The following is a 20,221-nucleotide window of genomic DNA, read 5'->3' as shown; positions in this document are numbered from 1 at the left end:
CGTCCCGATGTGCCGGAGCCGGCCCAGCAGCACGAGCTGTGGCCGGCTCCGTTCGTGGGCGACCGCCCGGTCGTCGCCGAGCTGACGGTGCCGGGCTCCAAGTCCCTCACCAACCGGTACCTGCTCCTCGCCGCCCTCGCGGACGGCCCGTGCCGCCTGCGCTCCCCGCTGCACTCCCGCGACTCCCGGCTCATGGTGCAGGCCCTGCGCGCCCTCGGGGCCGGCGTCGAGGAGGTGGCCGGGGACGGTGACTTCGGTCCGGACCTGCTCGTGCGGCCCGCCGCCTGGGAGGCCACGGACCCGGTCACGGTGGACTGCGGGCTCGCCGGGACCGTGATGCGCTTCGTCCCGCCCGTGGCGGCCCTGGGCCGCCGCCCGGTGACCTTCGACGGCGATCCGGGCGCCCGGGTGCGCCCGATGGGCCCGGTGATCGACGCCCTGCGGGCGCTCGGCCTGCGGGTCGAGGACGGCGGCCGCGGCCGGCTGCCCTTCACCGTCCACGGCACGGGCGGGGTGCCCGGCGGGGAGCTCGAGATCGACGCGACCGGCTCGAGCCAGTTCGTCTCCGCCCTCCTGCTCGCCGGGGCACGCTTCGACGACGGCCTGCTGCTGCGCCACCGGGGCGCGGACGGGCGCGGCGTGCCGTCCATGCCGCATGTCGGGATGACCGTGGCGGTGCTGCGCGGGCTCGGGGTCGCGGTGGACGACTCCGTGCCGGAGCAGTGGCGGGTGGCGCCCGGCCCGGTCCGGGCCTTCGACGTCACTATCGAGCAGGACCTCTCCAACGCCGGCCCCTTCCTCGCCGCGGCCGTGGTCACCGGCGGGCGGGTCTCGGTGCCGCGCTGGCCCGGGCGCACCACCCAGGGCGGGGACCACTGGAAGCACATCCTGCCCGCCTTCGGCGCGGAGGTGGAGCTCGCGGACGGGACCTTCTCGGTCACCGGCCCCCCGGTGGTCACCGGCGTGGACCTGGACCTGGGCGAGGCCGGGGAGCTGGCCCCCACCATCGCCGCCGTGTGCGCCGTGGCCACCACCCCGTCCCGGCTGCGCGGCATCGCCCACCTGCGCGGCCACGAGACGGACCGGCTCGCGGCGCTGGTGGCCGAGATCAACCGGCTCGGCGGGGACGCGGAGGAGACCGAGGACGGTCTGGTGATCCGCCCGGCCCCGCTGCACGGCGGCACGTTCCGCAGCTACGAGGACCACCGGATGGCCACCGCCGGTGCCGTGATCGGGCTGGTGGTGCCCGGCGTCCGCGTGGAGAACATCGGGACCACCGCCAAGACCCTGCCCGAGTTCCCGCAGCTGTGGTCCGAGCTCCTGGGGACCGGCCGTGGCGCGTAGGGACTCCGCCCGGCGCGACTGGGACGAGTCGGACGTCCGGGTCCGCCCGAACAAGTCCGGCTCCCGGCCGCGCACCAAGGACCGGCCGGCGCACCGGGACGCCGTGACCGGCCGCATCGTCACGGTGGACCGCGGCCGCTACACCGCGGTCCTCGACGAGGACACCGACCGGGAGCGGCTGGTCGTGGCGGTGCGCGCCAAGGAGCTGCACCGCCGGCCCGTGGTCGCCGGGGACCTCGTCGGCCTCGTCGGGGACGTCAGCGGCGCCCCGGACAGCCTGGCCCGCCTCGTGCGGATCGAGGAGCGCGCCACGGTGCTGCGGCGCAGCGCCGACGACACCGACCCGGTCGAGCGCGTGGTGGTGGCCAACGCCGACCAGCTCGTCATCGTGGTCGCCGCGGCCAACCCGGAGCCGCGCACCGGCTTCATCGACCGCTCCCTCGTGGCCGCCTACGACGCCGGGATCGAGCCGATCCTGTGCATCACCAAGACCGACCTGCGCGACCCCGCGGAGCTGATCTCCCACTACACCGCCCTGGAGCTGCCCGTGCTCGTCTCCGGTCCCGCGCGGGACGCCGCGGCCGGCGACGACGGGGCCACGCTGCCCCTCGACCGCGCCCTCGTGGAGGCCCTGCGCGCGCGGCTCGACGGCCACGTCTCGGTGCTGCTCGGGCACTCCGGGGTCGGCAAGTCCACCCTCGTCAACGCCCTCACGGGCGCGGACCGGGCGACCGGCGGGGTGAACGCCGTGACGGGGCGGGGCCGGCACACGTCGTCGTCGGCCCTGGCCCTGAGGATCGAGGACGCCTCCCCCGGCTCCTGGATCATCGACACCCCCGGCATCCGCTCCTTCGGCCTCGCCCACGTGGACCCCGACCGCATCGTGGAGTCCTTCGACGAGCTCGCCGAGGCGATCGCCGACTGCCCCAAGGGCTGCCGCCACACCGAGGCCTCCCCCGGCTGCGCCCTGGACGGCTGGGTGGCCCAGGGCCGGGCCGGGGACGCGGGCAGCTCCCGGCTGGCCTCGCTGCGCCGGCTGCTCGGCGCCGGGGAGCGCCCGGGCGAGTCCCGGGAGGACAAGGAGCTCGGCATCCAGTGAGCCGGCGGCCGCACCGGCCGTCGGCCCAGGCCCGGCCGGGCCCGGGACGGGTTCGGGGTAGGTTGGAGCAATGCGCAGCCCCAGCAACTACACCGACGACCTCCGCCTCGCCCACATCCTGGCCGACGCCGTGGACCGCCTGACCATGCGCCGGTTCAAGGCCCAGGACCTGACGGTGGAGACCAAGCCCGACCTGACCCCGGTCACGGACGCCGACCGCGAGGCCGAGCAGCTGATCCGCGCCCAGCTGGGGCGCACGCGCAACCGGGACGCCGTCATCGGCGAGGAGTACGGCGCCACCGGCAGCGGGGCCCGCCAATGGGTCGTGGACCCGATCGACGGCACCAAGAACTTCGTGCGCGGCGTGCCGGTGTGGGCCACGCTGATCGCCCTCGTCGACGAGGGCCGGCCCGTGGTCGGGGTGGTCTCCGCGCCCGCGCTGGGGCGGCGCTGGTGGGCCGCGTCCGGGACGGGGGCGTTCACCGGCAAGTCCCTGGCCAACGCCCAGCGCATCCGGGTCTCGCAGGTCGGGCGGCTCTCCGACGCCTCCCTGTCCTACTCCTCCCTGACCGGGTGGCGGGACCGCGGGGTGCGGGACCGCTTCCTCGAGCTCACCGACGAGGTCTGGCGCACCCGGGCCTACGGCGACTTCTGGTCCTACTGCCTGCTCGCCGAGGGCGCCGTGGACCTCGCGTGCGAGCCCGAGCTGAGCCTGCACGACATGGCCGCGCTCGTGCCCGTGGTCGAGGAGGCCGGCGGCCGCTTCACCTCCCTGGAGGGCGAGCCCGGCCCGTTCGGCGGCAGCGCGCTGGCCAGCAACGGGCTGCTCCACGACGAGGTGCTGGAGCTGCTGGCACCGTCCTCCTGACCCCGGTTCCCGGGCCCGGGCTCCCGGGCGCTGGTACCGGGGCGCTGGTACCGGGGTCCCGATGGAGCTCCGTGTCGGCGCCCGGTGCAGTGCCGTCCGGCCCGGTCCGCCCCGGCGACGCGAGGGGCCCGCACCGGTCGGTGCGGGCCCCTCGCGTCGCCGGCAGGACTCAGAGGTCCTGGGTGGTGAGGCCCATCTCGCGCTCGATGCACTGCTGGAAGGCGGTCGGGTCCGACGAGTACTGGTTGCAGGCCTCCATGGCCGGCCCGAACTCCCCGAGCAGCGCCCCGAAGATCACGAGGAAGAAGATGCTCGCCAGGATGCCCAGGACGCTGAGCACGATGCCGATGATCGGCACCGCCTTGGACGCCCCCGGGGTCCGGCCGAGCTTGCGCACGGCCACGATGCCGAGCACCAGGCCCACGAGCCCGGGCACGAGGCCCAGCACGAACCAGCAGGTCAGCAGCGACACGATGCCCAGGATGAGGGCGGCGATGCCCAGCCCCGTGCCCTGCGGCTTCGCCCCGACGCCGTACTGGCCCATGTCGTACTGGCCCTGCTGCCCCGGGTAGCCCTGGCCCTGCTGGTACGGAGCGGGATAGCCCTGGCCGCCGTACTGCCCCTGGGAGGACTGGTCCTGACCGTACTGGCCGGCGCCGTACTGGCCCTGCTGCCCCTGGCCGTACTGGCCCTGGGAGTACTGGTTCTGACCGTACTGACCCCCGCCGTACTGGCCCTGCTGCCCCTGCCCGTACTGACCCTGGCCGTACTGACCCTGGCCGTACTGCGGGGACGAGTACTGGTCCCCACCGGTGCCCTGGCCGTAGCGCGGCGCCTCGTAGGACGGCCCGGAGGGGGCGCCCTCGATGCGCTGGCCGTACTCGGGCCCGCCCTGGCCGCCGTAGCTCGACGACCCGCCGGCACCCGTGCCGCCCTGGTCTGGCGTGTTGTCGTTCTGGCTCATGGCGTTGCCCTCTCGGTCGTCGGCGGTACACCTCCAGCTTGTCACACCGGCCCCGGGTCGCCGCCTATTTCCCCGGCCGGCCACGAGCCGGACGCCCGGCCTCGGGGCTCTCCCACCGCCCGCCGTGACGAGGGCCCCGGGCACGAAAAAAACCGGGGAGCGCCTCGCGGCGCTCCCCGGTCAGGGAATGGTGGAGATGGGGGGAATTGAACCCCCGTCCGATGCAGCTTTGTCAGGGCTTCTCCGGGTGCAGTCTGCGTGGCGTTTTCTCAGTCCCGGCCCTCGTGCAGACCCGTGGCCGACGGACTCAGTCGCGCAAGTGTTCTCCAGACGCCCGCGACGAACGGCTGGAGCAGTGGCCTTCTAGCTGATGCCAGGCCCCGGGTCGAAGGCGAACCCGGGCTGACAGTCACCTAAGTCTGGTTACGCGGCGAGCGCGAGGTCAGACTTTGCGGTGGCGTTGCTGTTGGAATTGGCAACTATTGTTTTACAGAGAGCGTTTACGAGATAACTCTGCGTCCTCGACCCGCTTCCCCTGTCTCAACTCACATCGTCGAAACCGATCATCCCCGTATTCTGTTTCCAAACACCCCGCCGCAGCGGGATGTCCCAGTCTACCGCGCGGTACATGGCGGTGCAAGGACCCGGCGCCGAGGCTCAGCCCAGGTTCTTGTACCGCATGGCCCGCTGGGCCTCCCGGTTGTCCTGCTTCTCCCGCAGGGCCTGGCGCTTGTCGTACTCCCGCTTGCCCTTGGCCACGGCGATCTCCACCTTGACCCGCTTGCCGTCCACGAAGTACAGGGACAGCGGCACGATCGTGAAGCCCGACTCCCGGACCTTCTGCTCGATCTTGTCCATCTCGCTGCGGTGCAGCAGCAGCTTCCGGCGCCGGCGGGCGGAGTGGTTCGTCCACGACCCCTGGAGGTACTCGGGGATGTGCACGCCCTCGAGCCACAGCTCGCCGTCGGTGAACTGGCAGAACCCGTCCACGAGCGAGGCGCGGCCCATCCGCAGGGACTTCACCTCCGTGCCCATGAGGGCGAGACCGGCCTCGTAGGTGTCGAGGACGTGGTAGTCGTGCCGGGCCTTCTTGTTGTTCGCGACGACCTGGCGGCCGGTGTCCTTCGTGGCCATGGGCCTCCTCCCTCGGGTGCGGTGCGGACGGAACGCGGCCGCGCGCCGGGGCGCGCGGCCGGTCCTCCATCCTACGCCACCCCTCTCCCGCGGGGCGCTGTCCGCGCCGGAGCACCGCCGGCCGGTCCCGGGACGGGGCGTCGTCCCAGGTCGCCGCCCGGGCACCCGGTACGCTGGGTCAATGCTGGACACCGCCTCCTCCGCGCCGTCCCCAGCCGCGGACATCCTCTACCTCGTCGGCACGAGCGGTCACCCGAACTTCGGCGACGAGTTCATCGCCGCCTCGTGGCTGCGCTTCCTCGCCCGCACCCGCCCCGACGCCGAGGTCTGGCTCGACTGCCCGCACCCCGGGCTGGCGTCCCACCTCTTCGACGGGCTGCACCCGCGGCTGCGGACCACGGACACCCTCTGGCGGCTCGTCTTCGAGACCACGGAGATGGAGCCGGCCGCCGCGGACGCCCACGTGGACCGGGTGGTGACCTCCCTGGGGTCCCCGCGCTACGACCTCGGTCTGCTCGGGGCCCGGCGGGCGAGCTCGGTGCACCTGATCGGGGGCGGGTACCTCAACGCCATCTGGCCGCACCACGCCCGTCTGCTGCGCGCGGCGCGGCGGCTGGGCGAGCTCTCCGGCGCGCGGCTGGCAGCCACCGGCCTGGGTCTGACCCCTGCCGCGGACACCACGGCGGGCACGGAGGCCCTGCGCGAGGCGCTCGCCACCTTCGACCACGTCACCGTCCGGGACGCGCCCAGCGCGCAGCTGTCCCGGGCCCGGCGGGCGCCCGACGACGCCTTCCTCGGGCTGCCCGACGTGGCGGGGTTCCCGGCCGGCCGGTCCGGGGCGCCCGCTGCGGAGGGTGACGTGTGGGTGTGCCTGCAGAGCGACATGGCCGACCCGGGCGTCCTCGACGACGCGGTGGCCGCCGTGCGCTCCGCCCTCACGGACCCCGAGCTGGCGGGCCGGACCGTGCGCTACCTCGAGGCGATCCCGGGGGCGGACCGCGCGGCCTTCGACCGCCTGGCGGACCTGATCCCCGAGCAGCACTTCGTGCCCTTCACCCGGGTGTGGCAGGAGGGCTTCCCCGCCCGGTCCGGCCAGACGTGGCTGACCTCCCGATTCCACTTCCACCTCCTGGCCGCCGCCTGCGGGGCCGAGGGCACGGCGCTGGAGGTGAGCGCCGACTACTACCGGGTCAAGCACCAGTCCCTGCTCGACGCCGGCACGGGGTGGTCCGTCACCCCGGCCGGCAGCCGCACGGTGCAGCCGCCGGCTCGCTCGTCGTCGTTCCCGGAGACCGCCGCCCGGCTGCACCGCACGAAGCTGCGGGAGGCGGAGGAGCTCTACCCGGCGCGGGAGGCGCTGGAGGACCCGTCGGCCGTCGCCGCCGGACGGGTCCCGCCCGGCCGGTCGGTGGCCCGCTTCCTGCGCCGCTGACGGGAGGAGCCCGGCCGGTCCGTGGACCGGCCGGGCTCCTCCGTCCGGCGGGAGCGCGGCATCAGCCGGCTCCCTCGGCCCGCGGACCCGGCAGGCCTGGACCTGGCGGGCGCGGACCCGGCCGGCGCGGGCCTGGCGGGCTCAGGCGTCGGCGGGCGCGTGCCGCTGGTCGGCCCGCCAGCGGATGCCGGCGTCGACGAAGCCGTCGATCGCGCCGTCGAAAATCGCGGAGGGGTTGCCCTCCTCGTGGTTGGTCCGCAGGTCCTTGACCATCTGGTACGGGTTGAGCACGTAGGAGCGCATCTGGTCCCCCCAGGACGCCTTGACGTCACCGGCGAGCTCCTTCTTCTTGGCGCTCTCCTCCTCCTGGCGCTGCAGCAGCAGACGGGACTGGAGCACGCGCAGCGCGGCGGCACGGTTCTGGATCTGCGACTTCTCGTTCTGCATGGACACCACGATGCCCGTGGGGAGGTGGGTCATCCGCACCGCGGAGTCGGTGGTGTTCACGGACTGACCGCCCGGGCCCGAGGATCGGAAGACGTCGACCTTGATCTCGGACTCGGGGATCTCGATCGAGTCGTCCTGCTCGATGAGCGGGATGACCTCCACGGCCGCGAAGGAGGTCTGGCGCCGGCCCTGGTTGTCGAACGGGGAGATGCGCACGAGCCGGTGCGTGCCGGCCTCCACCGAGAGGGTGCCGAACGCATAGGGCGCCTTCACCTCGAACGTGGCGGACTTCAGGCCCGCCTCCTCCGCGTAGGAGGTGTCCAGGACCGTGGTGGGGTAGCCGTGGCGCTCGGCCCAGCGCAGGTACATCCGCATCAGCATCTCGGCGAAGTCGGCCGCGTCCACGCCGCCGGCGCCGGAGCGGATGGTCACCACGGCCTCGCGCTCGTCGTACTCCCCGGAGAGCAGGGTCTGCACCTCGAGCTGCGAGAGCGCCCGCTTGACCGACGCGAGCTCCTCCACGGCGAGCTCCAGGGTCTCCGGGTCGTCCTCCTCGGCGGCCAACTGGACCATGACCTCGATGTCGTCGATCCGCCCGCCCAGCCTCTCGAGCCGCTCGAGATCGGACTGCTTGTGGGAGAGCTTGGAGGTGATCTTCTGCGCCACGGCGGGATCGTCCCACAGGTCCGGGGCGGTCGCCTGCTGCGAGAGCTCGGCGATGTCCCGCCGGATCGCGTCGACATCGCTCACGGCCTCGATGGAGGCGAACGTGGAACGGAGGGCGGAGATCTCTGCCGGGAAGTCAAGGGAGGCCATGAAAGCCAAGATTATCGCATGGGGGCAAATTGCCCCGGGCCAGGAGCCCGTCCCTCTGGCAGGATGAAGCCGAGAGAGGAGACGCACGATGCGCATTCCCCGGACCCTGGCCCTCGTCCTCGCCGGCGGGAAGGGCTCCCGCCTCGCCGCGCTGACCGAGAAGAAGGTCAAGCCGGCCCTGCCCGTGGCCGGCACCTACCGGCTGGTCGACGTCGCGCTGTCCAACCTGGTGCACTCCCACATCTCCGACGTGTGGGTGGTCCAGCAGTACCTCCCCCACAGCCTCAACCGGCACCTGGCCAACGGGCGCCCCTGGGACCTCGACCGCACGCACGGCGGCCTGCAGGTCCTGCCCCCGTACGAGGGCACCGAGGACGCGGGCTTCGCCGAGGGCAACGCGGACTCCCTCTACCGGCAGAAGGACCTCATCCGGGACTTCGCCCCGGACCTCGTCCTGGTGCTCAGCGCCGACCACCTCTACACCCTCAACTTCCTCGACGTGATCGAGACCCACCAGGACAAGGGCGCGGACCTGACCATGGTCACCACGGTCGTGGCCGAGGACCCCTCCCGCTACGGCGTGGTGCAGGCCGACGACGACGGGCGCGTGACCGGCTTCGACTACAAGCCCGAACGGCCGGAGGGGCAGCTGGTGGCCGGTGAGATGTTCCTCTACGACGCGCAGCAGCTGCTGGCGGCCCTGGAGGAGCTGCACGAGCAGGAGGGGCAGCTCGAGGACTACGGCCACGACCTCGTGCCCTGGTTCGTGGCCCACCGCACCGTGGTGGAGCACCGCCTGGAGGGGTACTGGATGGACCTGGGCACCCTGCAGTCCTACTGGACCGCGCACCTGCAGGTGCTCGACGGCGAGGGGGTCACCCTCGACGACCCGCACTGGCCGATCCTCTCGGCCCAGCCGCAGCTGGTGCCCGCCCGGATCGAGGGCAGCGCCGACGTGCGCCGGTCCATGGTCGCGGCGGGCTCGACCGTGCGCGGCGCCGTGGAGCACTCCGTGCTGGGCCCCGGCGTGGTGGTCGAGGAGGGCGCCACGGTGCGCCACTCGGTGCTGCTGGACGGCGTGCGGGTGGCCGCCGGGGCGCGCCTGGAGAACGTCGTGGCCGACGTGGGCGCAGGGATCCCCGCGGGCGTGCACGGCGGGCCCGGAGCCGTCACCCTGCTCGACGGTTCCGGCGCCGTGTCCGTCACGGAGGAGTTCGACCGCCGGGCGGTCCTGCCCGCCGGCTTCTGAGCCCGCCCCCGGGGCGGTGCCGGGCGGCACCGGCCCGGGGGCGGGCTCCGGGGCGGGTCGCTAGTGGGCGTGGCGGTAGGGCTGCGGCTCGGGCAGGCCGGCGCGCTCGCGCACCCGCCGGCCCAGGCGCTCGATCGAGGTCAGCGCCGCGGCGACGTCCTCCGCCCGCACGGTGAAGGGCATGCTGTGGATGGTCTCGCTCTCCACGGTCGCCGCCCGGGCCACGGCCTGGATCTCCTCGGTGTCCTCCGGGCGCAGCCCGATCTCCGTGAGCGTGGTCGGCAGCCCCACCCGGGTGGTGAACTCGATGAAGTCCACGATCTCCGCGCTCGGCGCCCCCTCCAGCACCAGTTGGGTGATTGAGCCGATGTTGACCTTCTGCCCGTGGGCCAGGCCGTGGGTCTGCGGTGCCGCGGTGAGCCCGTTGTGGACGGCGTGGGCCGCGGCCAGGCCCCCCGACTCGAAGCCGAGCCCGGACAGCAGGGTGTTGGCCTCGATGACCTTCTCCAGCGCCGGGGTCACCACGTGGTCCCGGGCGGCGTCCATCGCCACGAGGGCGTTCTCCCACAGCACGTCCCAGCTCAGCCGGGCCAGGGCGGTGCCCGTGAGGGTGGCTGTTCCCCCGGCCATGGTCAGCGACCCCGAGGCCGCGGTGGCCCGGGCCTCCAGCCAGGTGGCCAGGGCGTCGCCGACCCCCGCGGCCAGGAACGTCGCGGGCGCGTTGGCCACCAGCTGGGAGTCCACGAGGACGAGGTCGGGGTTGCGGGGGAAGAAGCGGTACTCCTCGAACACGCCCTCGTCCGTGTAGACGACCGCCAGCGCCGAGGTCGGGGCGTCGGTGGAGGCGACGGTGGGCACGCTGACCCACCGGATGCCGGCGAGGTACCCGGACGCCTTGACCGCGTCGATGGTGCTGCCGCCGCCCACGGCCACGGCCACGTCGGCCCCCGTGTCGCGGATGACGGCGGTGAGCCGGTCGATCTCCCCGGCCGAGGGGATGCCGTGGAACTTCTCACGCGTGGCCGTCATGCCGGCCCGCGTGAGGGACGCCTCCACGTCGTGGCCCACGAACCCCCAGACGACGTCGTCGGCCACGACGAGAGGGGTCCGCCCGATGGCGGAGAGGTACTCTCCCAGGCGTGCGATGGCGCCCGGTCCCTGGACGTAGCGCCCGGGGCTGATGACGGAGCGGACGGGAGCGTCCATGGCGTTCTCCTTCGACGACGGTGCCGGCAGGTCGGTGCGCGTGCCGCCCGGGGTGTCCTCCCCGGTGCCCGCCAGCGTAGGAACTGCGCGGCTCCCGGCGCCAGAGGGGTTCTCGCCCGCTGAGAACCGTGTCGCGCCGCACCCGCAACGTTGCGCGGGGGACGGCGCTCACCGCCCGAGCTGGGCACGGGCCTCGCTGGTGGCGGTGATCGCGATGCCCTCGGGCACCAGCAGGTTGACCACCGGCGGGTGCACGACGGCGGTCAGCGTCACCTCGGCGGTGCGCCCGTCCGGGCTGCCCGTCGGGGCGGCCAGGGCCAGGCCCGGGGTGGCGGTCCCGGCGCCGACGGTGTCGAGGTAGCTCGCGGCGGCCCCGGCCACCGCGTCGTCGTCCAGGACGGTGCTGGGCGGTGCGCCGGGCCCGCCGGGACGCAGCGCCACGAACGTGTCCGCCGCGGCGAGCGCGGCGTTGTCGGCCAGCACCTGCAGCTTCCGCTCCCCCAGGTAGACGGAGGTGACGCCCATCACCACCACCGTCAGCAGCAGGGAGACCACCGCGAAGCCGAGGACCAGGATCGTGACCTGCCCGTCGTCCGGGCCGTCGTCCGGGCCGTCCTCCGGGTCGTCCTCCGCGTCCCGGCCCGAAAACGCGTCCGGCCCGCTCACCCGTACCTCCCCGGCACGACCGTGGCCGAGGAGGTGAGCACGGCGACCTCCAGGTCGGTGAAGCCCGGCACCAGGGGCAGCGGGACCTCCAGGGTGGTGTGCACCGTGGCGACCGCGCCGGGGCTCGTGCAGGCCCCGTCGGAGCACTCGAGCCGCACGGCCAGCTGCTCGGGTCCGAAGCCCTGGTCCGCGGCCGCCAGCTGCGCCGCCGCGGTCAGGTCGGCCGCGGCGAGCTCCCCGGGCTCGGCCCCGGCCAGGGCCTGGGAGCCCTGGTGCGCGGCGGCCACGACTGCGAACGCCCCGGCCTGGACCTGGGCCACCGTGAGGACGAAGTAGACGACCGGGACCAGCAGCAGCGTCCCCAGGGCCACGAACTCCACCACCGCGCTGCCCTCGTCCTCCGCCGGCGCCGGCCCGCCGGCGGGGCGCGGCTCAGCCGCCGAGCACGGCATGGCCGCGCACCTCCAGGGACGCGGGTGGGCCGAACAGCGCCACCACCGGCAGCGGGGAGAGGACGCGGACCTCCAGCGTCCGCACCTCCCCCACCGTCACGGAGGAGGCGGCGACGTCCTGGGCGTAGCGGGGTCCGAGGGCGTCGGCGACGATCCGGCGGGTGCGCTGCACCCCGTCCTCGGGCGAGCGGTCCGCCAGGGTCCCGTACCGGGCCCCGGCCGCCGCGGCGTCGATCAGGGTGTTGCGCACGTGCAGGGCCAGCGCCAGCTGCAGGGTGCCGGCGAAGATCATCGCCGCGAGGCCGGCCACCATGACGTACTCCACCACGGCGTGGCCCCGGTCCGCTGCCGCGGGCCCCCCGGCTCCCCGGAACCGGGCCCGCAGCGACCGGAGCAGGTGCGCGAGCCGCATGCTCAGTTCTGGCTGACCCGGGCCATGGCGTCCTGGAAGAGCCCTTCCAGGGCCGGCTGCGCCACGAGGAGCAGCCCGGCTACGAGCACCGCCGACATCAGCGTCAGCATGACCCAGCCGGGGACGTCGCCACGGTCGGGGTCCTCCGCGGCGAGCCGGTCGACGAGTCCGGTGCGGATCAGGGCGAGCACGCCGAGCAGCGCGGCCGGCCGGAGCAGGTGTTTCATGGGGTGTCCTCTCGTGGTGGTGCGGCCCGGAGCCGGGCGCTGTGGGGATCTCAGAAGCCGAGCTCCAGCACGGCCAGCCCGGGGTACACCGCGAACACGACCGTCAGCGGCAGCACGAAGAACACCAGCGGGACCATCATGGCGATCTCCTTGCGGCCGGCGGCCTCCATCAGCTCGCGCTTGTCGTGGTCACGCACGTCCTGGGCCTGGGCGCGCAGGACGTCGGCCAGGGGTGTGCCGCGCTCGATGGCGACGACGATGCCGTCGACGAACCGCCCGATCGGGGCGACCGGGGTGCGTGCGGCGAAGTCCTGCAGGGCGTGCACGAGGCCCGCCCCCGACCGGGCCTGGGCCAGCACCTGGCGGAACTCCGCCGTGAGCTCGCCCTCCGCGACCCGGCACACCCGCTCCAGCGACCCCACGGCGCTCTCGCCCGCCCCCACGGACAGCGCCATGAGCTCGGCCACGGCGGGGAACTCGGCGAGCATCCTCGCCTCCCGGGCGCGGATCCGCCGGCTCAGCAGGTGGTCGCGCAGCAGGTGGCCGGCCGCCGCCGTCGCCGCCGCGGCCAGCACCACGCCCGCGGCGCCCGTGCCCCAGCGGGCGGCGGCGGCCAGGCCCAGCAGGACCCCGAGCAGCAGGCCCCCCGTCGCGAACAGCAGCTGCTCGGCGCGGAAGTCGGCCGCCGTGCTGACGGATCCGGCGCGGGCGATCCGCCGCTCCAGCCGCGACGAGGAGCCCGCGTGCGGCACCAGCCGGCGGGCCAGGTCCCGGGCGGCGGAGCCCAGCACCGTGCTCGCCGGGTCGCGGGTGCCGGCGCGGCGCAGCCCCGGTCCGGCCAGCAGCGCGGACTCGACCTCGACCGAGCGCAGCTGCGGGGAGATCCGCGCGGCGAAGGACGGCCCGCCGGTCGCCCGGCTCCCGGTGAGCACGAGCCACAGCCCTGCGGCGAGCAGCAGGCCGAGGAGGACCAGCAGAGCAGGAGAGGCGCTCATCGCAGCACCCGCTCGGGTTCGGGCAGCGCGCCGATCCGCAGCATCAGGCGGTAGGCGAGCACGGACACGACCAGGCCGCCGAGCAGCACGAGCGCACCGGCCGGGGTGTCGTAGGCGCGGACGGCCGCGGGCTGGGTGGCCATCAGCAGCAGCACGATCCACGGGGCGGCCACGGCCAGGCGCGCGGCGTTGACGGTCCAGGACTGGCGGGCCTCCAGCTCGCCGCGGGTGCGGGCGTTCTCGCGCAGGAACTCCGAGAGGGTGCCGAGCAGCCTGCCGAGGTCGGTGCCGCCCACCTCCCGTGTCACGCGCAGCGCCTCGACGATGTTGTCCGCGACCGGGTCGGCCAGCCGGTCCTTCAGCAGCGTGAGCGAGCCCTGCAGCTGCCCCGACGCCCGGTAGTCGGCGGCGAAGCGGGCGAAGGCCGGGCGCACGGGCTCGGGGCCCCGGTACTGGAGCTGGATCAGCGCCTCCGGCAGGGACATGCCCGCCCGGATCGCCGAGCGCAGGTGGTCGACGACGTCGGGCCACACCTCCCGCAGCACCGCGGCGCGGCCGCGGGCCCGGTGCCGGACGAGCGCCGCCGGGAGCCAGGCGCCGAGCAGGCCCGCGCACAGCCCGAGCACGGCCGCGCCGGTGAGGGCGGCGACGAGCAGCCCGCTCAGCGCCCCGGCCCCGGCGCAGGCCGCCAGCAGCCCGGCGGGACTGACCCGGGCCAGGTCTGCGCGCACGAGCAGCTCGCGCAGCCGCCCGGGACGGCGGCGCCGCTGCGCCCGTGGCGTCTCCTCCGCCCAGCACGACCACCAGAGCAGGAATACGCCCGCGCCCATCAGCACGCCGAGCGCGGCGCTCACCGGGCGCCCCCGGGAGTCCCGTCCTCGGCGAGCAGGTCCCGCACCCGGTGCCCGGCCCGCTCGAACTTCCACGCCGCCGGGGCCTCCGCGGCCACCGCCCGCAGTCCGTCGGCGCCCTCGGCGAAGACCGGGTACGTCTCGATCACGCCGTTCTCGACCCGGTTGCCGATGCCGAGGATCTCGGTGACGCGGCGGCGACCGTCGGCGTCCCGGTGGCAGTGCACCACGAGGTCGAAGCACGAGGCCACGGTCGGCACCACGAAGCCCGTGCTGATGTTCTCCCCCGCCAGCAGCGGCAGCGTGCAGATCTTCGTCACGGCGTCGCGGGCGGAGTTCGCGTGCAGGCTGCACATGCCGGGCAGCCCGCTGTTGAGCGCGATGAGCATGTCCAGGCTCTCGGCCTCCCGCACCTCGCCCACCACGAGGCGGTCCGGGCGCATCCGCAGCGCCTCCTTGACCAGCCGCCGCAGGGGGATCTCGCCGGTGCCCTCGAGGTTGGGCTGGCGGCACTGCATGCCCACGACGTCGCGCAGGGGCACTTGCAGCTCGAAGATCTCCTCGACGGTCACGACCCGCTCCCGCGGCCCGATCGAGGCGCACAAGCAGTTGAGGAGGGTCGTCTTCCCGGCCTGCGTGGCGCCCGAGACGAGGATGTTCAGGCCGCCGGCCACCGCCGCGTCGAGGAAGCGCGCCGCGCGTGCCGGCAGCGAGCCCAGCTCCACCAGGTCGTCGAGCCGGCGGGCCCGGGCCACGAACTTGCGGATGTTCACCGCCCAGTGCCTGCGGGTCACGTCCGGGATCACCACGTGCAGCCGGGACCCGTCCGGCAGCGCGGCGTCCACGAACGGTGAGGAGAGGTCCAGCCGGCGGCCCGAGGACTTCAGCATCCGCTCCACCAGGTTGCGGATCTGCGCCTCGGTCAGCACCAGGCTGGTCAGCTCCGACTCGCCGTCGCGGGCCGCGTAGACCTCCGCGGGGCCGTTGATCCAGATCTCCTCGATCCGGGGGTCGTCCAGCAGCGGCTGCAGCGGGCCGAACCCCGCCACCAGGTCCAGCAGCACCCGGCGGGCGGCCTGCAGGTCGGTCAGGGCCGGCAGCACCCCGCGAGCCGAGCGCTGGTCGTAGTCGCGCACGGCGGCGTCCACCAGCTCGCGTGTCCGCTCCAGCTCCAGCACCGGGTCCAGCCCCCGGCGCCGGATCAGCTCGCGCACCTCGGCCTCCACGAGCCCGAGCGCGTCCTCGGAGAGCAGTGCCGCCATGTGACCCCCTGCGCGGTGCCCGGCGCGCGATGCGCACCGGCGACGCTCCCCCCGGAGCGCATGCACAGGAACATAGGCGAGACGGCGCCACCCGCCACAACCCCGTGGTCGCCCCCTGTGGACAGCCGGCGCTGACCTGCGGCGTTGTTCCCGAGTGCGAACGCCCGGTGCGTCACAGGATGCGGGCGCATGAAATGTGGGGCGGGTGCCGCCGTTCCGCACCGTCCGGCGGTGGCGGTGCGCGGCCAGCGCCGGGGTGCGTCCCGTGCCGCAGGAGCCGTAGGGTGGACGGGCGGACGTGCGCCGCACCGGACGTCCGCCTCGGACGTCCGCACCTGCCGTCTGTCCCGAGCCCCCGCAGCACCGAGCGCCCCCCGCACGGTGCCGCCCGGACCGTGGCCGCCCACCGGAAGGACCGCCGTGACCCACGTGACCACCGAGCAGCACGGGACGCGCCCCGGCGTGGCCGCCCGGGCCCGGGCGCTGCTGCTCGCGGCCGTTCCCTTCGCCGGCAATCTGCTCACCGGCGCGGCCGGCGCGGCCCTGGTCCGGCACGTCGGCTCCCCCGCACCGGGCACGAGGACGCCCGTGCCCCGGGACTGGCCGACGACCTTCGCCCACCGGGGCGGCGCCGAGGTCGCGCCCGAGAACACCCTCGAGGCGTTCCGGGCGGCCGCAGCCCTCGGCGACGTCGTGCTGGAGCTCGACGTCCAGGTCAGTGCCGACGGCACGGCCGTGCTGATGCACGACCTGACGGTGGACCGCACCACGGACGGGACCGGGGCGGTCGCCGTGCTGTCCACCGCGCAGCTGCAGCGCCTGGACGCCGGGCACGCGTTCACCCCGGACGGGGAGACCTTCCCGTGGCGGGGGCGCGGGGTGCGGGTCCCCACGCTGGCGGAGGTCTACGCGTCCTTCCCGGACCACCGCGTGGCGATCGAGCTCAAGGGCAACCGCCCCGGCGCCGAGGAGGTCGTCTGGCGGACCGTCCGGGCGGCGGGCGCCCAGGACCGCACGCTGGTCGCGGCCAACCGCACCGCCTCGATCCGGCGCTTCCGCCGGGCCTCGGGCGGGGCGGTCCCCACGGCGGCCGCCGTCACGGAGTTCGCGGCGTTCCGGCTGCTGTGCCTGCTGGGCCGGCAGGACCGCCACGCCCTTCCCTTCCAGGGCCTGCAGCCGCCGGACACGCTGCTGGGGCTGCGGGTCCTCACGCCCCGGCTGCTGCGGGCCGCCCAGCAGGCCGGACTCCGCGTGGACGTGTGGACGATCGACCGGGAGGAGGACATGCGCCGGCTGCTGGCGTGGGGCGTGGACGGCGTCATGACCGACCAGCCGGACCTGCTCTCCCGGGTGGTGCGGGAGGCCTGAACCGCGCGGGTCAGCCGGCGGGGCGCTCCCCGGGGGAGGACGGCGCGAAGGACCGCACCGAGGCCCGCCCGGTGTGGGCCGGGGCCGGCGCCCACGGCTGCTCCGCCTCGGTCACCGCGATGTGCCGGGCCAGCCGGGTCACGTTGACCTCCTGCTGGCGGTTGCGCAGGGCGGAGGTGGCCTGGGTGATCATGAAGACCACCACGAAGCCGTAGAGCACCAGGTCGGTGCCGCGGCCGATGCCGAAGAACTGGGCCACGCCCGTGAGCAGGTCGGGGAAGAAGATGGACAGGGCCGCGAAGACGAAGAAGGCCAGGCCGACGACCCGGCGGATCGCCTGGTGCTTGGCGTTGGCCCCGCCGCGGATCAGCGCGAGCGCGCCGTAGCCCACGGCGAGGACCAGCAGGATCTGCACGGCGTAGATCATGGGGGGCGTGTCTTCCCTTCGGTGGTGCGGTGTGCGGGCGGGTCGGTGCGGGGGCTACTTCACGAACAGCTCGGCGAGGATGTTCACGCCGTTGAGCAGCGACTGCCCCTTGGACTTCGAGTAGTCCGTGTAGATGATCTGCACCGGGTGCTCCACCCAGCGCGGCTGGATGTCCGCGAGCTGGTTGACGATCTCGGAGGCGTGGGCCATCCGGTTCTGGGTCAGCCGGATCCTCGACAGCGTGCCCCGGTCGATGGCGCGCAGCCCGTTGTGCGCGTCGGAGAGGTCCATGCCCGTGGAGAGCCTGGAGAAGAACGCCGCGGTGCGCAGCACCACGCGCTTGAGCGCGGAGACCTGGGTGCGCCGGTCCAGGAACCGGGAGCCGAGCACGACCTCCGCCTCCCCCGAGCGGATGCGCTGGACCATGTCCCACGCGTCGACCACACGGTGCTGGCCGTCGGAGTCGAAGGTCACCACGCAGTCCATGTCCGGGTCCTGCAGGGCGTACTCGAAGCCGGTCTGCAGGGCCGCGCCCTGCCCTAGGTTGATGGGGTGCTGGACGACCACGGCGCCGGCCTCGGCGCAGATGCGGGCGGAGTCGTCGGAGGAGCCGTCGTCGACGCAGACGACGTGCGGGAAGGTCCTGCGGAGCTCCCTCAGCACCTCTCCCACGACGGCCGCCTCGTTGTACACGGGCATGACGATCCACGAACGACTCACCCGGACATTCTCGCACAGCGCGCCGGACCCGCCCGTCAGGACCGGTCCCCGCCCGGGCGGCCGCTATGATCGACCCGACCCTTCCCCCCACTGTGAGGACAAGACTGTGCCCGCTGCCAGGCCGAGCTCCGCAGGACCGACGTGCTGACGGGCTGGTGGCCGTACCTCCCGGCGTTCCTGGTCCTGCTGGCGTTCCTGTGGCTGCCCGGACTGGCCCTGCTGTGGGCCTTCGGGCAGCGCGGCGGCCGGATCCTGCTGACCGCGCCGGCCTTCAGCGTCGCCGTCGTCGGCCTCACGGGGGTGGTGCTGGACCTCGTCGGCGTCCCCTACGGGGTGCTCTCCCAGGCGCTGGCCGCGGTGGTGCTGGCCGGGCTGGCCTGGCTGGTGGGGCGGCTGATCCCGCGGAGCGGGCACGCGGCCGGCTCCTCCGCGGCGGCGCCGGATCCGGCAGACCCGGAGGCCCGCTTCGGCGTGGACCGCCGCTGGCTGTTCCCGGCGGGGGCCGCGGCCGGGCTCGTGATCGGCGCGGTGCTCCTGCTGCGCCGGCTGGCGTCCGTGATCGGCGCCCCGGAGGCCATGGCCCAGCGCTGGGACAACATCTTCCACCTCAACGCGATCCGCTACGTCGTGGAGACGGGCAGCGGCTCGACGCTGACCCTGAACCGGCTGGTGAACCCGGACAGCGCCATCGCCCTGTACCCGGCGGCCTGGCACCAGCTGGCGTCCCTGGTGGTGCCGCTGAGCGGTGACAGCGTGCTCGTCGCCCACAACCTGACCCTGCTCGCGGTGGCCGGGGTGGTCTGGCCGGTCTCGTGCATCTTCCTCGTGCGCTGCCTCGTGGGCCCGTCCGCGGTCGCCGCCGTGGCCGCCGGCACGGCCGCCGCCGGGTTCAGCGTCTTCCCGCTGGGCCTGATGGCCTGGGGGCCGCTCTTCCCCAACCTCCTCGCCCTGGCGATCGCGCCGATCTCCCTCGGGCTGCTCGTGCGGCTGCTGGGCCCGGGGGTGACCGCGGACCGGACCGCGCGCACCCCGGACGCCGCGGGCCGGGTCCGCCTGGCCGCCAGCCTCGTGGTCACCCTGGGCGCGCTGTTCGTCTCCCAGCCCAACGCGTTCCTGGCCCTGCTCGTGGTCGCCGTGCCGCCGGCGGCCACGGCCTGGTGGCTGGGGCTGCGGGCCGCGGCCCGCGCCCGGCGGCTCGGGCCCTCGCTCGGGCTCGCGGCGGTCGCGGTCGTCGCGGTCACCGCGTGGCTGCTGCTGTGGAACGTCCTGACCACCTCGTTCGTGTGGGAGCCGTCCACCACCGTGGCGCGGGCGGCCGGCGAGGCCCTGCTCTACGGCGCCAACGGCCGGGAGGACGTCCCCTGGGTGCTCGTGCTGCTCACCGCAGCGGGGATCTACGCGGCCGTCGCCCGGCGGAGGCTGCGCTGGCTGGTGGTCGCGCACCTGGTGCTCGTGTACCTCTACGCCGTGGCGGCCGCGGGCGAGGAGGGCCCCGCCCGGCAGTGGCTCGTCGGCGGGTGGTACACCGACTCGTACCGGCTCGCGGCCACCCTGCCCCTGACCGCGGTGCCGCTCATCGCCTTCGGGGCCGCGCACGTGGTGGCCGGTCTCGCGGCGGCCGGGACGGCGCTCGCCTCCTTCGCCGGCCGGCCCCGGGCCGCCCGTGCGGCCTATCCCGTCGCGGCGCTCGTGCTGCTGGGTCTGGCGGTGCCGTACTCCCAGGTCGAGTCGCTGACGCAGGCGACCCGGTGGGGCAAGCAGTACTACGCGTGGGAGGGCCCGGAGAGCATCCTCAACCGGGCGGAGTACGAGCTGCTGCAGGACCTCGACGAGCTCACCGAGCCGGGGGACGTCATCGCGGTCAATCCCTGGAACGGCGGGTCCCTGGCCTACGCGGTCGCGGACCGGCCCGTGACCCAGTACCACGTCGAGTCGCCCGACACCGAGCTGAGCGCCCTGGACCCGGAGCTGCACGCCCTCGCGACGGGCCTCGACGACGCCGTCCCGGGCAGCCCGGCCTGCGCTGCCGCCGAGGAGCTCGACGTCCGCTGGGTGCTGGACTTCGGCACCCAGTTCATCATCCCGCACGCCCAGCAGGCCCGGGACTACGCGGGCCTCAACGCCGTCGACCCCGCGGCTGCCCCCGGTCTCGCCCTCGTCGAGCGCGAGGGCCCGGCGGCGCTCTACGAGGTCGTCGGCTGCGACGCCCCCTGAGCCCGGGGCGGACGAGAACGGGCCGCCCGGCTCCCGGAGGAGCTGGGCGGCCCGTCGTGCGTGCCGGA

The 20,221-nt window shown here is 74.6% G+C and carries 20 protein-coding genes and 1 other RNA gene; 7 read left to right on the top strand and 14 right to left on the bottom strand.

Annotation, left to right across the window (positions count from 1 at the left end):
* The first annotated feature begins 9 nt into the window (after window positions 1–9).
* From aroA to hisN, 3 genes are all read left to right on the top strand, one after another.
* Window positions 10–1,344 (top strand): 3-phosphoshikimate 1-carboxyvinyltransferase, encoded by a 1,335-nt coding sequence (aroA, locus tag GMA12_RS00905; RefSeq protein ID WP_170301017.1) that lies wholly within the window; start codon window positions 10–12, stop codon window positions 1,342–1,344.
* Window positions 1,334–2,443 carry a ribosome small subunit-dependent GTPase A gene (gene rsgA / locus GMA12_RS00900; protein WP_162459300.1) on the top strand — a complete coding sequence of 370 codons (1,110 nt, stop codon included), beginning with the start codon at window positions 1,334–1,336 and terminating at the stop codon, window positions 2,441–2,443. Before aroA ends, rsgA begins: the two co-directional genes overlap by 11 nt.
* Before the next feature lie 70 nt (window positions 2,444–2,513).
* Window positions 2,514–3,311, top strand: coding sequence for a histidinol-phosphatase (hisN, locus tag GMA12_RS00895; RefSeq protein WP_156266326.1), 798 nt, complete (start codon window positions 2,514–2,516; stop codon window positions 3,309–3,311).
* A 169-nt stretch (window positions 3,312–3,480) separates the two neighbouring features.
* On the opposite strand, the gene GMA12_RS00890 is transcribed toward hisN, so the two are convergent.
* From GMA12_RS00890 to smpB, 3 genes are all read right to left on the bottom strand, one after another.
* Window positions 3,481–4,275, bottom strand: coding sequence for a DUF4190 domain-containing protein (locus tag GMA12_RS00890; RefSeq protein ID WP_156266324.1), 795 nt, complete (start codon window positions 4,273–4,275; stop codon window positions 3,481–3,483).
* Window positions 4,276–4,463: 188 nt separating this feature from the next.
* Window positions 4,464–4,846, bottom strand: a transfer-messenger RNA (tmRNA) gene (gene ssrA, locus GMA12_RS00885).
* 86 nt (window positions 4,847–4,932) lie between these two features.
* Window positions 4,933–5,409: an SsrA-binding protein SmpB gene (gene smpB / locus GMA12_RS00880; protein ID WP_062734798.1), complete on the bottom strand. Its 477-nt coding sequence runs from the start codon at window positions 5,407–5,409 to the stop codon at window positions 4,933–4,935.
* Window positions 5,410–5,590: 181 nt separating this feature from the next.
* Here smpB and GMA12_RS00875 point away from each other — a divergent pair, with 181 nt between their 5' ends.
* Entirely contained in the window at window positions 5,591–6,841 is a 1,251-nt protein-coding gene (locus tag GMA12_RS00875; RefSeq protein WP_162459299.1) for a polysaccharide pyruvyl transferase family protein, read from the top strand.
* A gap of 141 nt (window positions 6,842–6,982) precedes the next feature.
* Here GMA12_RS00875 and prfB read toward each other — a convergent pair whose 3' ends face one another.
* Window positions 6,983–8,104: a peptide chain release factor 2 gene (prfB, locus tag GMA12_RS00870; RefSeq protein ID WP_156266320.1), complete on the bottom strand. Its 1,122-nt coding sequence runs from the start codon at window positions 8,102–8,104 to the stop codon at window positions 6,983–6,985.
* Window positions 8,105–8,192: 88 nt separating this feature from the next.
* Here prfB and GMA12_RS00865 point away from each other — a divergent pair, with 88 nt between their 5' ends.
* Complete coding sequence (locus tag GMA12_RS00865) at window positions 8,193–9,353, top strand: glucose-1-phosphate adenylyltransferase family protein (RefSeq protein ID WP_156266318.1); 1,161 nt, start codon at window positions 8,193–8,195, stop codon at window positions 9,351–9,353.
* A gap of 60 nt (window positions 9,354–9,413) precedes the next feature.
* Here the strand turns inward: GMA12_RS00865 and GMA12_RS00860 are convergent, their stop codons facing one another.
* The 8 genes from GMA12_RS00860 to GMA12_RS00825 form a co-directional block, all read right to left on the bottom strand.
* The gene (locus tag GMA12_RS00860) at window positions 9,414–10,559 is read right to left on the bottom strand and encodes a glycerol dehydrogenase (protein WP_156266316.1); all 1,146 of its coding nucleotides are present in this window, start codon (window positions 10,557–10,559) and stop codon (window positions 9,414–9,416) included.
* Between the two features lie 168 nt (window positions 10,560–10,727).
* Window positions 10,728–11,225 (bottom strand): pilus assembly protein TadG-related protein, encoded by a 498-nt coding sequence (locus GMA12_RS00855; RefSeq protein WP_162459298.1) that lies wholly within the window; start codon window positions 11,223–11,225, stop codon window positions 10,728–10,730.
* On the bottom strand, window positions 11,222–11,677 hold the full coding sequence (locus tag GMA12_RS00850) for a hypothetical protein (protein WP_240898509.1): 456 nt from the start codon (window positions 11,675–11,677) through the stop codon (window positions 11,222–11,224). Before GMA12_RS00850 ends, GMA12_RS00855 begins: the two co-directional genes overlap by 4 nt.
* The gene (locus GMA12_RS00845) at window positions 11,658–12,089 is read right to left on the bottom strand and encodes a TadE family protein (RefSeq protein ID WP_156266314.1); all 432 of its coding nucleotides are present in this window, start codon (window positions 12,087–12,089) and stop codon (window positions 11,658–11,660) included. The genes GMA12_RS00850 and GMA12_RS00845 overlap by 20 nt, the downstream gene beginning before the upstream one ends.
* Window positions 12,090–12,091: 2 nt before the next feature.
* On the bottom strand, window positions 12,092–12,316 hold the full coding sequence (locus GMA12_RS00840) for a hypothetical protein (RefSeq protein WP_156266313.1): 225 nt from the start codon (window positions 12,314–12,316) through the stop codon (window positions 12,092–12,094).
* Between the two features lie 50 nt (window positions 12,317–12,366).
* On the bottom strand, window positions 12,367–13,311 hold the full coding sequence (locus GMA12_RS00835; RefSeq protein ID WP_156266311.1) for a type II secretion system F family protein: 945 nt from the start codon (window positions 13,309–13,311) through the stop codon (window positions 12,367–12,369).
* Complete coding sequence (locus GMA12_RS00830) at window positions 13,308–14,165, bottom strand: type II secretion system F family protein (RefSeq protein ID WP_162459297.1); 858 nt, start codon at window positions 14,163–14,165, stop codon at window positions 13,308–13,310. Before GMA12_RS00830 ends, GMA12_RS00835 begins: the two co-directional genes overlap by 4 nt.
* Window positions 14,162–15,424, bottom strand: a complete 1,263-nt coding sequence (locus tag GMA12_RS00825; RefSeq protein WP_156266309.1) for a TadA family conjugal transfer-associated ATPase — start codon at window positions 15,422–15,424, stop codon at window positions 14,162–14,164. The genes GMA12_RS00830 and GMA12_RS00825 overlap by 4 nt, the downstream gene beginning before the upstream one ends.
* 420 nt (window positions 15,425–15,844) lie before the next feature.
* Here GMA12_RS00825 and GMA12_RS00820 point away from each other — a divergent pair, with 420 nt between their 5' ends.
* Window positions 15,845–16,792, top strand: coding sequence for a glycerophosphodiester phosphodiesterase family protein (locus GMA12_RS00820; protein WP_162459296.1), 948 nt, complete (start codon window positions 15,845–15,847; stop codon window positions 16,790–16,792).
* Window positions 16,793–16,802: 10 nt separating this feature from the next.
* Here GMA12_RS00820 and GMA12_RS00815 read toward each other — a convergent pair whose 3' ends face one another.
* Window positions 16,803–17,219 (bottom strand): DUF2304 domain-containing protein, encoded by a 417-nt coding sequence (locus GMA12_RS00815; protein ID WP_156266305.1) that lies wholly within the window; start codon window positions 17,217–17,219, stop codon window positions 16,803–16,805.
* 54 nt (window positions 17,220–17,273) lie between these two features.
* A complete protein-coding gene (locus GMA12_RS00810; protein WP_370829756.1) occupies window positions 17,274–17,939 on the bottom strand; it encodes a glycosyltransferase family 2 protein in 666 nt (221 codons plus the stop codon).
* A gap of 141 nt (window positions 17,940–18,080) precedes the next feature.
* Here GMA12_RS00810 and GMA12_RS00805 point away from each other — a divergent pair, with 141 nt between their 5' ends.
* Window positions 18,081–20,153 (top strand): DUF6541 family protein, encoded by a 2,073-nt coding sequence (locus tag GMA12_RS00805; RefSeq protein ID WP_156266303.1) that lies wholly within the window; start codon window positions 18,081–18,083, stop codon window positions 20,151–20,153.
* Window positions 20,154–20,221: the final 68 nt, after the last annotated feature.

The sequence above is a fragment of the Kocuria sediminis genome, assembly GCF_009735315.1.
Taxonomy (GTDB): Bacteria; Actinomycetota; Actinomycetes; order Actinomycetales; family Micrococcaceae; genus Kocuria; species Kocuria turfanensis.
Note: the sequence above shows the minus strand (reverse complement) of the source record. Positions and strands in the feature narration are given on the sequence as shown.

Coding starts and splice junctions, on each gene's coding strand:
- GMA12_RS00865 (WP_156266318.1), top strand. CDS start 8,193: ATGCGCATTCCCCGGACCCTGGCCCTCGTCCTCGCCGGCGGGAAGGGC.
- GMA12_RS00840 (WP_156266313.1), bottom strand. CDS start 12,316: ATGAAACACCTGCTCCGGCCGGCCGCGCTGCTCGGCGTGCTCGCCCTG.
- prfB (WP_156266320.1), bottom strand. CDS start 8,104: ATGGCCTCCCTTGACTTCCCGGCAGAGATCTCCGCCCTCCGTTCCACG.
- GMA12_RS00815 (WP_156266305.1), bottom strand. CDS start 17,219: ATGATCTACGCCGTGCAGATCCTGCTGGTCCTCGCCGTGGGCTACGGC.
- GMA12_RS00860 (WP_156266316.1), bottom strand. CDS start 10,559: ATGGACGCTCCCGTCCGCTCCGTCATCAGCCCCGGGCGCTACGTCCAG.
- GMA12_RS00875 (WP_162459299.1), top strand. CDS start 5,591: ATGCTGGACACCGCCTCCTCCGCGCCGTCCCCAGCCGCGGACATCCTC.
- smpB (WP_062734798.1), bottom strand. CDS start 5,409: ATGGCCACGAAGGACACCGGCCGCCAGGTCGTCGCGAACAACAAGAAG.
- GMA12_RS00890 (WP_156266324.1), bottom strand. CDS start 4,275: ATGAGCCAGAACGACAACACGCCAGACCAGGGCGGCACGGGTGCCGGC.
- GMA12_RS00835 (WP_156266311.1), bottom strand. CDS start 13,311: ATGAGCGCCTCTCCTGCTCTGCTGGTCCTCCTCGGCCTGCTGCTCGCC.
- GMA12_RS00850 (WP_240898509.1), bottom strand. CDS start 11,677: ATGCCGTGCTCGGCGGCTGAGCCGCGCCCCGCCGGCGGGCCGGCGCCG.
- GMA12_RS00845 (WP_156266314.1), bottom strand. CDS start 12,089: ATGCGGCTCGCGCACCTGCTCCGGTCGCTGCGGGCCCGGTTCCGGGGA.
- hisN (WP_156266326.1), top strand. CDS start 2,514: ATGCGCAGCCCCAGCAACTACACCGACGACCTCCGCCTCGCCCACATC.
- GMA12_RS00825 (WP_156266309.1), bottom strand. CDS start 15,424: ATGGCGGCACTGCTCTCCGAGGACGCGCTCGGGCTCGTGGAGGCCGAG.